The following is a 14,625-nucleotide window of genomic DNA, read 5'->3' on the forward strand; positions in this document are numbered from 1 at the left end:
CGCGTGACTCCTAGTTTTGCAGGATCTTGCGTCCTTTGATCACCACGTTCTTGTTGGCCTTGATGTTGATCGCGCCAGAGCCGTCTATGGTGATGTCCTTGCCGCGGATGCTGATGGTGCCGTCCTTCTTCATGACGATGCTGGCTTTGCCGGTGGTGATGGTCACCGAGTCACCGGCATCGATGACAAGGTCCTTGCCCACCGTCAGCGCATCGTTGTTGTCGATATCGGTCGTGCGTCCTGCACCGACCTTGCGCGATTCGTTTGCCTTTACCGTGGTTGAAAGATTGGCACCCACGTCCACCGAGCGGTTGGCGCCCACATTGGTCGACTGGTAGAGGCCCACATTGACGTTTTGGTAGGCCCCGACATTCACCGTTTGAAAGGCACCGATGACAACTTCCTGCGCTGCGCCGATGGCGATCGTCTCGTTGATACCTACCGCATGGGTGCGCTGCAGGGTCACGGTCGCGGTTTCGTTGGCGCCGACGCTGATCGTGCGGTTGCTGCCAATGTTGATGGTCTCGTTGCTGCCGACGCGTTCCGTACGGTTGACGCCAATGGTGATGGTCTCGTTGTTATCGACGGTTTCGGTGCGGTCGTGTTTGACGTGCACGGTTTCGTCGTTGTCGATGCACTTGCTGCGGTCGTGGCCGACCCAGTGGGTCTCGTCGTTCTCGACCTCGATGTCCTGGTTCTTCTCGGCGTGGATAAACAGTTGCTCCGCGCCTTTCTTGTCTTCCATGCGGATTTCATTGAAGTTGGCCGGTGAGCCGCCCTTGCTTGAACGGCTCTTCACGCCGCTCTGGGTGGCATTGGCCGGCAGCGTGTAGGGCACGGTCTGTTCGGCGTTGTAGACGCGGCCGGTGATGATCGGCCGATCCGGGTCGCCTTCGAGAAAACTGACAATCACTTCCTGACCGATTCGCGGGATCTGCATCGCCCCCCAGTTCTTGCCGGCCCAGGCCTGGGAGACGCGCATCCAGCAGGAGCTGTTCTCGTTGGATTGGTCGTGGCGATCCCAGTAGAAGTGCACTTTGACCCGGCCATACTGGTCGGTCCAAATCTCCTCGCCATTGGGGCCGACCACCACCGCGGTCTGTGGCCCTCGGACAATCGGCATGGGGGTCAGGGGGAGGGGGTGGAAAACCTGGCTGGCATCCATGCAAGCGAGTTCGCCCACGAACTGCTCGGAGAGATCCTGGGTGCCACTTTCATAGGGCTCCTGGTGGATGTGGTAGCGCGCGCTGACCACCAGGTATTCGCGGTTCTGGTCTTCGCGCTCATAGCCGGTCAGCGAGAACAGGTGGCCGGAGCCCAGTCCGCGGGCACGGCCGCGCAGTTGTACGCGCTCGAACTGGCTGTGGATGGCTTCGATGCGGGTACGCGCATAGTGCTCGCCGTCATTGCTCTGTGCGTATTCACCGGGGTAGTCGTAGAGCGGGTAGTCGCCGTTGCTGTGGCTGCGCGACACACTGGAGCGCACCTCAAGGTTGGCGCGGGGGCGCTGGAAGTCGTAATCGTTGAGCTCCAGCGAACCGGGTTGGACTTCCCGCGTCAGTTGCCAATCGTAGAAATGATCGCGCTCGCGCATTTGCCGATCGGGTGGGTAGAACGGCACTGAGTCGTAATCTGCCACCGTGGAGTGGGCGCCATAGGCGTCGGCCAACACCAGTACATGACGCGCTTGCTCATGGCGGAAGTAGTAATAGATCCCTTCCTGTTCCATCAAGCGGCTGACGAAATCGAAGCTGGTTTCGCGGTACTGCACGCAATATTCCCACTGGCGGTAGCTGCCGCTCAGGCTGTCTTCGAAATCGGAAAAACCGAGGTCGCGGAACACCTGCTTGATGATGTCCGGCACCGTATTGTTCTGGAAAATCCGGCAATCCGAGGTGCGCGTGAGCAGCCAGAACCAGGGCCGCAGGCTGACGTGGTAGCCGGCGAACTGGCCATGGCCGGTCAGTTGTCGACAGCTGCAGGCAATGCCGTGGAAGTAGCGTTTGCCGCCGTCGTGCAGTTCCAGGGTCAGGCCCATCGGCTTGCCCAGCAAATGGTCGAACGTGATCGCCCGGTCTTCGGAGGTGAGGTTCAATTCGTAGTGGAACAACCGCCCCAATTCTTCGTTGCCTTCCATGCTCCGCAGCAGCAGGACATCGCCGCCGAGGGGGCAGTTGACCTGCACCAAACGGTTGTTTTGCGTGATTGCCATGCACGGCTTCCTCTGCCTCGTGTTTGGGCGTCAGTCGGCCGTCTCGAATACATAACGCAACGTACGACTGAATCCGTTTCCAGCGGATTAACCTTTTGCCCAACGCCTCTTTGGCGTTATCTCTAATCCTTACAATTCAAGGAAGTGTTAGCGCTGTTCAATTCTTGTCAAGAAACTCTCCGACCAGTGGGGTGAACACCGAGGCGTTTCAAGATCGGTGATCGGAGGTCATTATTTAGTATCTTTGGTTATAGGCTTTATTCTAAAAAGTGAGTACCCGCGCAATTTATTCAGCGCGAATTCAATCGTGCTTATGAAGAGCATCTTTCAAAGTTGCGTAAAGGATGAGTACTGTAAAACTAAAGTTCGCGCACTTTTAACCACCGAAGACCTGATGACAGCAGAACCGACTATCCTTTCGGATAGTGAACGCTGCACTCTTGGCAAAAAGGGACGCCATGCCAGACTATGATCGCGCCATCGGCTCCACACCCGGCATTACATACGGTGATCGAACCTGTCTGATCGGGCCCTGGTTACTCAGGCCCTGGCTACTCCGGATGGCTTCAATTACGGTTTTCTGTCTTTTCACGGCAACACCCGGATACGGCCAGAACCTGCCAACCGCGGCAGGTATCGAAAACGCCACGGTAACGGTGATTCAAGCGCAGGAAATCGTTTCCAGGGCCACCCTTGAAGCCGTTCGCTGGAGCGGCCCTGAGTCCGGCCCGAAAGCCCAGCGGGGCAAGAGCATCGCCCTTGTCGCAGAGGATTTGCGTAACGGAGGCATCGTCGGTGTCGCGCAGGGCGCTCGCGAGGCAGCCAAGGCGATGGGCTGGACGCTGAAGATATTCGATGGCGCTGGATCATCGGCCGGGCGCGCAAAGGCCTTCTCCGATGCGCTGGCAGAGAAACCCGACGGCCTCATTCTGTGCGGTTCCGATGCCCTTGAGAACAATGCGGCGCTGATCCTCTTCGCCAACAGGGATGTGCCGGTGGTTGGCTGGCACGCCGGGGCACGCCCCGGGCCGATTGACGGCACGCCGGTGGCCATGAACGTCACGACCGACCCGCTCGAAGTGGCTCGCCTCACGGCCATGGCGGCAGTGGCACAGTCAAACGGACACGCCGGCGTGGTCATCCTGACCGACTCCAAGTACAGCATCGCCATGGCGAAAGCCAAGGCCATGGAAAACGTCATTCGGGCCTGTCGAGAATGTACGTTGCTGGAAGTGCGCGATGTGGCGATCTCCGAAAGTGGCGAGAAGATGCCGGCGCTCACCAAGGAGCTGCTTCAGCGCTATGGCAAGCGCTGGACCCACACGCTGGCCATCAACGATATCTATTTCGACTACTCGATTGCCTCATTGACCAACGCCGCAATGCCCAGTGACGGCATCAGTCTGTTATCTGCCGGTGATGGCAGCGCCTCGGCTTTCTTGCGCATACAGGCAAAAACCTACCAGACCGTCACCGTGGCCGAGCCGCTCAACCTGCATGGCTGGCAAGTGATGGATGAATTGAACCGGTTGTTTGCAGGGCAGCCGGTGAGCGGCTTCGTAGCACCGATTCACTTGGTCAATGCCGACAATATTGCTTTCGACGGCGGGAAGAAATTCCAGTACGACCCTGACAATGGTTATCGAGACATTTATCGCCACCAATGGAATCCCTGACATTGGACGTTATTTCCCGGCTCGGACGCCGGCTATTGCCGCAGTCGTTGCGCGCACAGTTCACACTGGCGTTCCTGACGCTGGCGCTGCTGATCCTGGCGGGTGGTGCCACAGCGGTCTACGCGTTGCGCACGTCAAACAGCGCCACCCGCCAGCTGACGGATGAACGACTGGTGCGCATGCAAAATGGGCAAGACATGGTGCAGCGGACCTTGCTGATCGAACGCCAGACCGATCAGCTTCTGACAACCCGTTCCCCCGACGCCCTGCGTTCAAGCTATGCGGCGACCGTCGAACAGCTTGAAGCCCTTGATCAACTGGTGCAGGAGCTGACTGCCGCGAACAGTGGCGAGGCGATACTCGACATGCATCAGTCGAGTCAGATGTTCCGCAATACCGCCAACATCGTTGCGCAACTGCGAGAAAGCCTGTTGCAGACCGAGGTCACCTTCGAGCAAGCCCTGGAGGATCACGCTGCCCGGTTAACCGCGACCAAGTCCCGGTCCAGCCTGGAACTGGCGGTGTTACTTTTCGATCTGCCGCAGGCTAATGACAGTGATGCCGTGCAACGGCTGCGGATCCGATATGAGCGCCTGTCACGCGCCGCTGGCAAGTTACCCGACGCTGATGGGGAAACGCCCGATCTCTTCTCCCTGCGCCTGAGACTCATCAATCAGCACAGCGTCATCCAGCGCTTCAATGAGGAGTTGAAGAATGAGGCCGGGGTTCTGGTCGCGGTGGCCCGTGCGCAATCCAGTGCTTACACCGAAGACTATCGCGAAGCCGTGCAGCGCCTGGTCGAGGCCTCAAATCGTAGCCAGCAATGGGTGCTGATCATGTTGGGCGCCAGCCTGGTGTTCGCCTGGTTCGTGACCCGGGTCTTCATGGGCCGTCATGTGCTTGTGCGCCTGAATGAAATAAGCCGGCAATTGCGTCAGGAACGCACTGACAAAACGCATTTGATGATGGTGGAACATGGGAAAGACGAGATCGGCAACATGGCTCGCGCGGTGAATCAATTCCTCAAAGACCGTCTTCAGCTGGAAAAAAAGACGGTCCAATTGAGTATCGCCACAGAGCGGCTCGCCCTGCAAAACAACCGATTAGAGCAAGAAGCCATCATCCGTGCCGGACAAGGTCATGTCCTGGAGCTGATCGCCAGGAGCACCGAGCTTGCAGAAGTCCTCGAGAGTCTGGCTCACCTGGTCGAGTCCCAACTGGAGGGGATGATGGTGTCCATCCTGGTGCTGGATGAGGATGGCAAACACCTGCTGCACGGGGCTGCCCCCAGTTTGCCGAAAGCCTATAACCAGCTCATTGACGGGATTGCGATCGGTCCAAACGTCGGCTCTTGCGGCACCGCGGTGTATCGACGAGAACCGGTCATCGTCACGGATATCGAGCTGGACCCGCTGTGGGAGGAGTACCGATCAGCCGCTGCGCCCTATGGATTTCGCGCCTGCTGGTCGACGCCGATTCTGTCCCATGAGCGAAAGGTATTGGGTACGTTTGCCTTGTATTCCAACACCGTCCGCAGCCCTAGCTCGACCGAGACGCGACTGATCGACATGGCGACACCTCTTGCCGGTATTGCGATAGAACGCCAACTGACCGAAAAGCGCATTCGCTATATGGGCGACCATGACGCACTGACCGGGCTGCCGAATCGCACACTGCTCGAAGACCGTCTCAAGCAGGCAATACTTTATGCCCAGCGCTACAGCCGGCTGGTGACGGTGGTGTTTCTCGATCTGGACAAATTCAAACTGGTGAATGACAGCCTTGGGCACAGCGCTGGAGACGTACTGCTGAAAACCGTCGCCCAGCGCATGCAGGAGTGTGTGCGCCGCACCGACACCGTCGTGCGACTGGGTGGCGACGAGTTTGTGATCATCCTGTTCGACCAGCCCTCAGACCTCGACGGCGTTACTCCAGCCCTGCACAAGATCCAGGAAGCCATCCTGCAGCCGATTCAGCTCAGCGGGCATACACTCCACGTCACCTGCAGCATGGGGTTGGCCACCTACCCAGCCGACGGCAGCGATACCGACACGTTGCTCAGCAATGCGGACGCCGCCATGTACCGGGCCAAGGAACTGGGTCGCAACAGTTACCAGTTCTATACGAGCGAGATGAATAACAAGGATCAGGGCAAGCTCGCCATGCAAGACGGGCTACGAAACGCACTCAACCATGACGAGTTCCTGCTGCTGTACCAGCCACAGGTGGATTTGCAGTCAGGTCAGATTATCGGCGTAGAAGCACTGATCCGCTGGCAGCATCCCGAACTCGGCATGGTGTCTCCAGTCAAATTCATTCCGCAGGCCGAAGAGACCGGGTTGATCGTGCCCATAGGCGATTGGGTGATTCATACCGCGTGTAGACAGAACAAGGACTGGCAGGATGCGGGCTGGCCGCCGATCACCATGTCGGTGAATATTTCAGCACGCCAGTTCATCGAAAGGGACCTGATCGACCGGGTGAGGCATGCCTTGCAAGAGACCGGTCTGGACCCGATGTACCTTGAGCTGGAGCTGACCGAAAGTCTGATCATGCAAGACCTTCAGCAAGCCATCAGCAAAATGAAGGAATTGCAATCAATGGGGATCAGTCTGTCGATCGACGACTTCGGCACCGGCTACTCCAGCCTCGCGGCATTGAAAAGCTTCCCCATCGCAAGACTCAAGATCGACCAGTCTTTCGTGCACGATCTGCCCGACAACGAGAACGACAAAGCCATCGCTACCGCAGTGATTTCGTTGGGGCACCAACTGAACCTCAAGGTCATAGCCGAAGGTGTCGAAACCGAAGAGCAGCAAACCTTCCTGCGTGAAAACGGCTGCGATGAAATTCAGGGCCACTTTTTCAGCAGAGCGGTCAGCGCAGAGGAAATCAGTCTATTACTGCGTACGCCCCGATTGCCTCAATCGAGCTGTATTACCAGCCCTGACGCGGTAAGGCGAAAACGCGATGTAAAACGTCCACGCAGTCCAATGCCCGGGCATTAATGACTTGGCGTACGGTAAAACGCTGCTGTGTCGACCTGCGGCAAAAAAGGCATCGGCGATTTTTCTGCTGCTCACCCAACTGGTGACCAGAGAAACCACCAGAGTGGCCAGCACCGGACGACGGAATTTCGCTTCAGCATTTTTGATGGACTGTGGCATGGCACGCTCGGCATTCAGCAAGAGAGAAAACTTGCATCTGGCATGAACCATGGTGCCAATCTCGATGAGCCGGGTAGTGTGGCAGGGGAACGACCTATGAAGGCCGTCCCCATGCCGATTGTGGCGCAAACCACTTGAGGTCGGTGCTCTCGCGTATTTTCGCCGGTCAACTGCGAGCTTCTTCGGTCAGCTCAAACACCTCTAGTCATCGATTAAAGCGCTCGACCAATGAATACTGAGTATTAGCCGTCCGGGTCAATTCCTTGCTTAACTCTGCCGAATGATGGGCCTGCTCTGATGTCTGATCTGCCAGGTGCGCGATGGTGGTGATATTACGGCTGATTTCCTCTGCAACGGCGGTTTGCTCTTCAGTGGCTGCTGCAATTTGGGTTGTCATATCAGTGATATTGGCGACCGCTTCACTGATACCTACCAACGCTTTGTCTGCTTCAAGCACCCACGTCACACCTTCTTCGGCCTGACGGCGACCACTTTCCATTGTTTGCACGGCGTTATCGGAAGACATCTGGAGCTTGGTTATCAGGCCATGGATTTGCGTCGTGGATTCAGAGGTGCGCTGCGCCAACTGACGCACCTCGTCCGCCACCACGGCGAAGCCTCGCCCCATATCACCAGCGCGCGCAGCTTCGATCGCGGCATTCAAGGCCAGTAGGTTGGTTTGATCGGCAATGCCTTTGATGACATCGACCACGGTTCCGATTTCATTGCTGTCCTTGGCCAACTGCGCGACCGTCTGCCCGGTTTCGCCAACCACTGCGGACAGTCGCTGGATCGCTTCGCGGGTATCTCGGGCCACATCGCGTCCGCGTCCGGTCAGCAAGTTAGCTTCTTGGGAGGCGTCAGCGGTGCGTTGGACATGGCTGGCGACTTCTTGTGTGGTCGCCGCCATCTGATTGACCGCTGCGGACACTTGTTCGGTCTCGACACGCTGGCGATCAAGACCCCGTGAGCTGTCGGCGGCCAATACATCGGACCTCCCGGCTAGTCCGCTGAGTTGCTCCGCGGTGTCCTGCAGACGTGTAAGACAGGTCTTCAGGCGCGCGGCCTGGCTCACAAAGGCCGTTTCAAGGCGTGCCTGAGGGCCACACTCGTCGCTGTACATTTTCGCGATCAGTTGATCGGAGGTGGAGGGTTCAGCCATCTGTAGCAAGCGCAATGTCCCCTGTTTTTGCCAGCGCGTGACGATCAGTCCGAGCGGTGCAGAGACTGCTGCGGTGATGGCAATGGCCACGAAGGTGTTGAGTAAGACACCACTCAAAGCCCCCGCCAAGCCCATAACCAGGAATGGCAACCAGCCAAGCAGGGCCGGTTGCCACTTGTCACGCGCGGGGATGGCCGCCTTGCCCTGACTGATGCGCTTGTAGAGGGATTCGGCGCGGTGAACTTGTTCGGCAGTGGGTTTGACCCTGACTGATTCATAGCCAACCACTTGGCTGCCTTCGAAAATCGGTGTGACGTAGGCATTGACCCAGTAATGGTCACCGTTTCTGGAGCGGTTTTTGACAATGCCCATCCACGGGTTGCCTTGCTTAAGAGCGCCCCACATATGGGCGAATACAGCAGGAGGCACATCGGGATGGCGGACGATATTTTGCGGTGCGCCAATCAGGTCGGCTCTGTCGAAGCCACTGATTTCTACGAAGGCGTCATTGCAGTAAGTGATGACTCCTCGAGCATCTGTTGTCGAGATGAGTTTCTGTTGAGGTGCAAGCGCGACCTCACGTTGCGTAACGGGTTGGTTGTTCCTCATTCCTGCAGCTCCCTGGGTCCGGTAAAAAAGCCATCGGCAGACGCCAGGAAAATGTGAGTGATTTTTTTAAAATTATATTTAACAACAATGAGTTACATAAATTTTGCTCGTTGGAAATCGGGTCCCGCTTAGATTTTTTTCCAGGTCCGTCCTCGACATCCAGGTTTACGCAAGGTTGTAGGAATGGCCTTGTCTGGATTACTTGATTGACGTCAACCGCCTGTGTCGGCCTGCGCTGTATTCTGCGCTGAAACCGACTGTTGGTAGCGCAAGGCTTATTGCTCATGACTGAATTGATGCTGACTCACCTCGACTCACTGGGACGCGTGCGAATGGTCGATGTTACGGATAAATGCGTGACGTCCCGAGAAGCCGTGGCTGAGGCATGGGTTCATATGCTTGCCGAGACCCGACAACTGATTGCCAGTGGTGCTCACCCTAAAGGTGATGTATTTGCGGTAGCGCGGATCGCCGGCATTCAGGCGGCCAAACGCACGAGCGAGTTGATTCCGCTCTGTCATCCGCTGCTTCTGAGCAGTGTTAACGTTGAGTTGAGTTTTGAAGGTGACCAACGCGTACGCATTGTTTCTCGGTGCAAGCTGTCCGGACAGACCGGCGTCGAGATGGAGGCACTGACCGCCGCCAGTGTGGCGGCCTTGACCCTGTATGACATGTGCAAGGCCGTGGACCGGGGCATGAGTATCGAATCGGTGCGGCTGTTGGAGAAACAGGGTGGTAAGAGTGGCCGGTATCAGGCGCCGCAACAATGAAGCTGAATGTTTTGTATTTCTCGCGGTACCGCGAAACGCTTGGCCTGGACGATGAAACGATTGAAGGTGATTTCACTTCTGTCGATCAGTTGCGTCAGCACCTGATACATCGGTCTGGCGTCTGGCAGGTGCTGGCCGAACAGAACCTCATGTGTGCCCGCAATCAGGACATGTGTGGGCTCGATGAGCCGTTGATAGACGGTGATGAAGTGGGTTTTTTCCCAACCGTAACGGGAGGGTGATTCGATGATTCGAGTGCAGACAGAGCGCTTCGAACCCGGCACCGAAATCAATGCCCTGCAGGCTTTGAGCCTGAATGTCGGTGCCGTGGTGAGTTTTGTCGGGTATGTACGTGACACCAACGTCGGACAAGAAGTCGCCGGGATGTTTCTTGAGCATTACCCCGGTATGACCGAAAAGGTCCTGGGCAAGATCGCCGACGAAGCCCGACAGCGCTGGCCGTTGCTCGGACTGGTGCTGATCCATCGAATCGGCGCGCTGCAACCGGGAGACCCCATTGTCTTTGTCGGCGTCAGCAGCAGTCATCGTCAAGCGGCTTTTGATGCCTGTGCGTTTGTAATGGATTACCTGAAAACCCGAGCGCCATTCTGGAAGAAAGAACAGGTGGCCGAGAGTTCCCATTGGGTCGAGGCTCGCCACAGTGATCGCGAGGCGGCGCAACGATGGGAGTGACGTTTCCCTCGCGGTGAGTGGAACGTGTTCAGCTGTATTGAGAGCGAGAATCCCATGCTCTATCCGCTGTTTCTGACATTGCACCTGTTTGCCGCGATGATTTTCATCGGCACGGTATTCTTCGAAGTCCTGTTCCTTGAAAGTATCCGCAAACAACTGCCGGTCAAGGTCATGTTACTGGTCGAGCAGGGTGTCGGTCGACGTGCACGCACCTTGATTCCATGGGTCTTGCTGGTGTTGTTCGGTGCCGGGTTGGGGATGGTCTGGCTGCGCTATTTACCGGTCCTTGCCACACCAATGGCCTCATCGTTTGGCACGTTGCTGATGTTGAAAATCGTGGTGGCCGTCAGCGTACTGCTGCATTTCCTGGTCGCCATGTTTTTGTTCAAAAGTGGCCGGATGAGTGCTCGATACCTGCATTTCATCCATGGCAGCCTGTTCTGCCACATGGTTGTCATTGTGCTGTTGGCCAAGTGGATGTTTTACCTGACGTGGTGACTGGGCATGCCTGGTGTCCGTTGCGCGACAAGCACTTTGCTCGCGCTTGATGCAAATCAAGGAGCATGGGTCGCCAGGCTCCGACACTGGCGGTCCGCAGCCAGTCTCGGAGACCCGTTATGCTCAATTCGTTTCACAGCCCTGGAGAGCTGAACGTCCGGTGCGATCAAGGCGTGCTCGACCCCAACGGCCATGTCGACACTGAAAAATTTCACGACGGCATCGGCTCTCTGGATTTGCATCGTGCATTGCGCGTCAGCCGTCAGAAGTGCCGTCCGCTGTCGCTGAACGTGCAACTGCCTTCTAACCTCAAGCGTGCCTTGTGGTCCCCTCGCGAAACTTCATGCGAGCACAGTGGTGTCGAACACTATCTTCAGCGTCTGCAACATGAGATCGACCTCGTCGGTTGTCATCTGGGAGCCGGGCAGCGGGTCGAGCAGTTCCATCTGGGGGGCGGAACACCCGCCATCGCCCAACTGAGACGGCTGATGAATCACCTTCGTGGCCGATTCAACTTTCTTGGACATGAGTGCGGTGACTACAGCATAGAAGTGGACCTTCACCATACGGATTGGTCGACCATGGGCATGCTGCGTGACCTGGGGTTCAACCATGTCAGCATCGGCGTTCCGGACATCGGTGCCGACCGTGCGATGTCGGTGGCCTGCTACCAGAATCCGGCACCGATCCATTCGCTTATCGATGCCGCTCGGACCTTCGGCTATCGATCCATCAATGTCGATCTGGGTTATGGCCATACCTGGCAGACGCCAGAAAGTTTTGCGCTGAAACTGGCGACCATCATCGAACTGGAGCCGGACCGGCTGCTGGTGTTTGACTATGCCCGGCCACCCCAACGCTATCGGCCAAAGACTGCAGACACAATCGGGGCGTTTTGCAGCGAGGAAGATAAAGGCGCCATGCGCCGGATCTGCTTTGAACAGTTGATCGGCGCCGGTTATCACTACATTGGCCTGGGGCAGTTTGTCCGACCCGATGACGATTTGGCGATTGCTCAGGAGCGCGGCCGATTACGTCGCAATTGTGAGGGGTTTACCCGTCACGGGCATTGCGACCATATCGGGTTCGGTTTGGGCGCTATCAGTCAGATCGACGGTTTGTATGCGCAAAACACCGACGAACTGGAACGGTACCAGCAGCAACTGGACATGGACCAACTGCCGACGAGTCGTGGCTGGCGCTGTGAGGAAGGGGATCAGGTCAGGCACATGGTCATGGAACGCCTGGCGTGTGATCTGGAGCTGGATATCCAGGCAATCGAGAGGCGTCATGGAGTCATTTTTCGCCAGTACTTTTTCACCGCCTGGCCTGTGCTTGAGCAATTGAGCCGTGACGGGTTGATTGAACTGTCTGACCGTTTCATCAGCATTCTTCCGGCCGGTCGGCCGCACGTGGATGCCGTCTGCAACCTGTTTGAAAAGGATTCGGACGGTGCGGGGCATGAACCCCATTACGAATGGATTGATCATGACAACTTCATTTGATTTCAATCGTGCCCTGGTCGAAAAGTATGACCTCCCGGGGCCGCGCTATACCTCTTACCCGACCGCGCCGCAGTTTCATCAGGCGTTCGCCGTCGATGACTATCAGCGTGCGGCCTCGGACAGCAACCAGGCGACAACGCCAAAATCGCTGTCGGTGTACATCCACATCCCGTTCTGCAAGAGCCTTTGTTACTACTGCGCCTGCAACAAAATCATTACCCAGAAAACCCACCGCGCCGTCGAGTACCTGACGTACCTCAAGCGCGAAATCGTGATGCAGGCTGCCTTGTTCGACCGCACCCGCAAACTCACGCAACTGCACCTGGGAGGTGGCACGCCGACCTATTTGACCGGCGAACAACTGGCTGACCTTATGGACTGCCTGCACCAGGCATTCGACATGGACGACAGCGATGACCATGAGTTTTCCATCGAGGTCGACCCTCGCACCATCAGTACGCAACAGATCCAGTTGTTGCGTCAGTTGGGGTTCAATCGTTTGAGCTTTGGCGTACAGGACTTCGATCCCGACGTGCAGGCAGCGGTCAATCGGCAGCAAAGTGAAGAGCAAATCCATGCGCTGGTCGCTGCGGCGCGCCAGGCGCGATTCAAATCGATCAGTGTCGATCTGATTTACGGCCTGCCATTGCAAACCGTGCAGAGTTTCGATGTCACCCTCGGCAAAATCATCGCGCTGCGTCCGGACCGGATTGCCGCCTACAGCTACGCCCATCTGCCGGAACTGGTGCGCGCACAACGGCTGATTCGTTCGGCCGACATGCCGCCACCGGAGCGCAAACTGGAATTGCTTGAACTGACTGTCCGTCGTCTGACTGAGGCCGGTTATATCTATATCGGCATGGACCATTTTGCCTTGCCGGACGATGAGTTGGCGTTGGCCCGGGCCAATGGCACGTTGCAACGCAATTTCCAGGGTTATTCCACCCATTCCGACTGCGATTTGATCGGTCTCGGGGTGTCCTCCATCGGCAAGGTCGGCGACAGCTACAGCCAGAGCGTCAAGGAGCTATCGCAGTACTACGCCCGCATTGATCAAGGCTTGTTGCCTGTGCATCGGGGTTACCGGTTGAGCGCCGATGATCGTCTGCGCCGTGAAGTGATCAGCGATCTGATGTGCCACGGCCGGATCGACTTCGGCAAGTTTGAAGCGGGTCATGACATCTGCTTTACCGATTACTTTGCCGATGCGCTGATGCAACTGGACGAGCATGTTCGCGATGGCTTGCTGCAGATTCACAAAGACGCGTTGGTGTTGTTGCCCCACGGGCATTTGATGATGCGCAGCGCCGCGATGGCGTTTGATGCCTATTTGGGCGCTGATCAAAAAGGCCGGTTTTCACGTACCGTTTGAAGTCCCCAGTGCTGGCGTCCGCGATGCCAGGAGGAAATGATGAGAACCGAGTTTCAGGATCGTTTGGCGGTGGTCACGGGTGCCAGTTCCGGGATAGGCCTGGCCCTGTGTGCGGCGCTGTTGCCGCGCGGGGTCAAGGTGCTGGCGATGTCACGGAAAATCGGGGAACTGCCGGCCTTGCAGCAGATCTATGGCGAGCGCTTGCAATGGTGTGCCGGTGACGTGACCTGTCAGGATGACCTGCAGGCGCTGGCCCAACGTGCATCGACACTGGGCCAGGTGGATTATCTGGTGCCCAACGCGGGTATCGCCGAAATGGCCGATAGCCTCGACATGCCGGCCTTCCAGCGTCAGTGGGCGGTCAACGGCGCCGGGGCGTTGAATACCCTGGCAGCGTTACGCGGGGAGTTGGCGAGTCCGGCTTCGGTGGTGTTTGTCGGCAGCTTCCTGACCGGCTCGAGTTTTCCCGGTCTGGCCGCCTGCATTGCCAGCAAGGCCGCGCTGGCGGCGCAGGCGCGCACGTTGGCGGTGGAATTCGCGCGTTATGACGTGCGCATCAATCTGGTCTCCCCGGGGCCGACCGCGACCTCGATGTGGGACAACCTGGGGTTGAGCGACGGGGAACTCGACGACGTTGCCGGCACCCTCGGCAAACGTCTGCTGCCCGGTCATTTCCTCGATGCGTCTGCGGTGGCCAACGTGATTGTTTTTCAGCTGTCTCAAGGCGCGCGGGGTGTTTATGGTCAGGACTGGAAAGTCGATAACGGTTATACCCTGAGCTGAAGAGGTGAACACAAACCCTGTGGCGAGGGAGCTTGCTCCCGCTCGGCTGCGTAGCAGTCGTAAAATCAGCACCTGCGTTTAATCTGAATGTACGCAGTGACTGCTTTTAGGGCCGCTTCGCGCCCCAGCGGGAGCAAGCTCCCTCGCCACAAGTGCGATGTGTATTTCGATGTTCAGA

Annotated in this window: 12 protein-coding genes; 10 read left to right on the forward strand and 2 right to left on the reverse strand. The window is 57.4% G+C overall.

Features of this window, described 5'->3' with window-relative positions:
* Positions 1-10: 10 nt before the first annotated feature.
* Positions 11-2,212, reverse strand: coding sequence for a type VI secretion system Vgr family protein (locus FFH90_RS13170; protein WP_138867314.1), 2,202 nt, complete (start codon positions 2,210-2,212; stop codon positions 11-13).
* A gap of 656 nt (positions 2,213-2,868) precedes the next feature.
* Between FFH90_RS13170 and FFH90_RS13175 the strand changes: the two genes are divergently transcribed.
* From FFH90_RS13175 to FFH90_RS29975, 3 genes are read left to right on the forward strand one after another with little or no spacing between them, the layout of a single operon-like run.
* Positions 2,869-3,888 carry a substrate-binding domain-containing protein gene (locus FFH90_RS13175; protein ID WP_018927759.1) on the forward strand — a complete coding sequence of 340 codons (1,020 nt, stop codon included), beginning with the start codon at positions 2,869-2,871 and terminating at the stop codon, positions 3,886-3,888.
* Entirely contained in the window at positions 3,876-6,896 is a 3,021-nt protein-coding gene (locus FFH90_RS13180; RefSeq protein WP_138867315.1) for an EAL domain-containing protein, read from the forward strand. Before FFH90_RS13175 ends, FFH90_RS13180 begins: the two co-directional genes overlap by 13 nt.
* A 27-nt stretch (positions 6,897-6,923) precedes the next feature.
* Entirely contained in the window at positions 6,924-7,193 is a 270-nt protein-coding gene (locus FFH90_RS29975; RefSeq protein ID WP_168206163.1) for a hypothetical protein, read from the forward strand.
* 67 nt (positions 7,194-7,260) lie between these two features.
* Here FFH90_RS29975 and FFH90_RS13190 read toward each other — a convergent pair whose 3' ends face one another.
* Complete coding sequence (locus tag FFH90_RS13190; protein ID WP_138867316.1) at positions 7,261-8,826, reverse strand: PAS domain-containing methyl-accepting chemotaxis protein; 1,566 nt, start codon at positions 8,824-8,826, stop codon at positions 7,261-7,263.
* A 296-nt stretch (positions 8,827-9,122) separates the two neighbouring features.
* Between FFH90_RS13190 and moaC the strand changes: the two genes are divergently transcribed.
* From moaC to FFH90_RS13225, 7 genes are all read left to right on the forward strand, one after another.
* Positions 9,123-9,596, forward strand: coding sequence for a cyclic pyranopterin monophosphate synthase MoaC (moaC, locus tag FFH90_RS13195; RefSeq protein ID WP_138867683.1), 474 nt, complete (start codon positions 9,123-9,125; stop codon positions 9,594-9,596).
* The gene (locus tag FFH90_RS13200; protein WP_018927765.1) at positions 9,593-9,838 is read left to right on the forward strand and encodes a MoaD/ThiS family protein; all 246 of its coding nucleotides are present in this window, start codon (positions 9,593-9,595) and stop codon (positions 9,836-9,838) included. Before moaC ends, FFH90_RS13200 begins: the two co-directional genes overlap by 4 nt.
* 4 nt (positions 9,839-9,842) lie before the next feature.
* On the forward strand, positions 9,843-10,289 hold the full coding sequence (gene moaE / locus FFH90_RS13205; RefSeq protein ID WP_018927766.1) for a molybdopterin synthase catalytic subunit MoaE: 447 nt from the start codon (positions 9,843-9,845) through the stop codon (positions 10,287-10,289).
* 54 nt (positions 10,290-10,343) lie between these two features.
* Positions 10,344-10,787: a CopD family copper resistance protein gene (locus FFH90_RS13210; RefSeq protein ID WP_018927767.1), complete on the forward strand. Its 444-nt coding sequence runs from the start codon at positions 10,344-10,346 to the stop codon at positions 10,785-10,787.
* A 119-nt stretch (positions 10,788-10,906) separates the two neighbouring features.
* Positions 10,907-12,292, forward strand: a complete 1,386-nt coding sequence (locus FFH90_RS13215; RefSeq protein ID WP_026286546.1) for a coproporphyrinogen III oxidase — start codon at positions 10,907-10,909, stop codon at positions 12,290-12,292.
* Positions 12,276-13,664: an oxygen-independent coproporphyrinogen III oxidase gene (hemN, locus tag FFH90_RS13220; RefSeq protein ID WP_138867317.1), complete on the forward strand. Its 1,389-nt coding sequence runs from the start codon at positions 12,276-12,278 to the stop codon at positions 13,662-13,664. The genes FFH90_RS13215 and hemN overlap by 17 nt, the downstream gene beginning before the upstream one ends.
* Before the next feature lie 39 nt (positions 13,665-13,703).
* Entirely contained in the window at positions 13,704-14,447 is a 744-nt protein-coding gene (locus FFH90_RS13225) for an SDR family NAD(P)-dependent oxidoreductase (RefSeq protein WP_018927772.1), read from the forward strand.
* Positions 14,448-14,625: the final 178 nt, after the last annotated feature.

Source organism: Pseudomonas sp. ATCC 43928, from assembly GCF_005938665.2.
GTDB lineage: Bacteria > Pseudomonadota > Gammaproteobacteria > Pseudomonadales > Pseudomonadaceae > Aquipseudomonas.

Bases quoted from the DNA above. Each gene is read 5' to 3' on its own strand.
- FFH90_RS13170 (WP_138867314.1), bottom strand. From the start codon at position 2,212: ATGGCAATCACGCAAAACAACCGTTTGGTGCAGGTCAACTGCCCCCTC.
- FFH90_RS13180 (WP_138867315.1), top strand. From the start codon at position 3,876: ATGGAATCCCTGACATTGGACGTTATTTCCCGGCTCGGACGCCGGCTA.
- FFH90_RS13190 (WP_138867316.1), bottom strand. From the start codon at position 8,826: ATGAGGAACAACCAACCCGTTACGCAACGTGAGGTCGCGCTTGCACCT.
- moaC (WP_138867683.1), top strand. From the start codon at position 9,123: ATGCTGACTCACCTCGACTCACTGGGACGCGTGCGAATGGTCGATGTT.
- FFH90_RS13200 (WP_018927765.1), top strand. From the start codon at position 9,593: ATGAAGCTGAATGTTTTGTATTTCTCGCGGTACCGCGAAACGCTTGGC.
- moaE (WP_018927766.1), top strand. From the start codon at position 9,843: ATGATTCGAGTGCAGACAGAGCGCTTCGAACCCGGCACCGAAATCAAT.
- FFH90_RS13210 (WP_018927767.1), top strand. From the start codon at position 10,344: ATGCTCTATCCGCTGTTTCTGACATTGCACCTGTTTGCCGCGATGATT.
- FFH90_RS13215 (WP_026286546.1), top strand. From the start codon at position 10,907: ATGCTCAATTCGTTTCACAGCCCTGGAGAGCTGAACGTCCGGTGCGAT.
- hemN (WP_138867317.1), top strand. From the start codon at position 12,276: ATGACAACTTCATTTGATTTCAATCGTGCCCTGGTCGAAAAGTATGAC.
- FFH90_RS13225 (WP_018927772.1), top strand. From the start codon at position 13,704: ATGAGAACCGAGTTTCAGGATCGTTTGGCGGTGGTCACGGGTGCCAGT.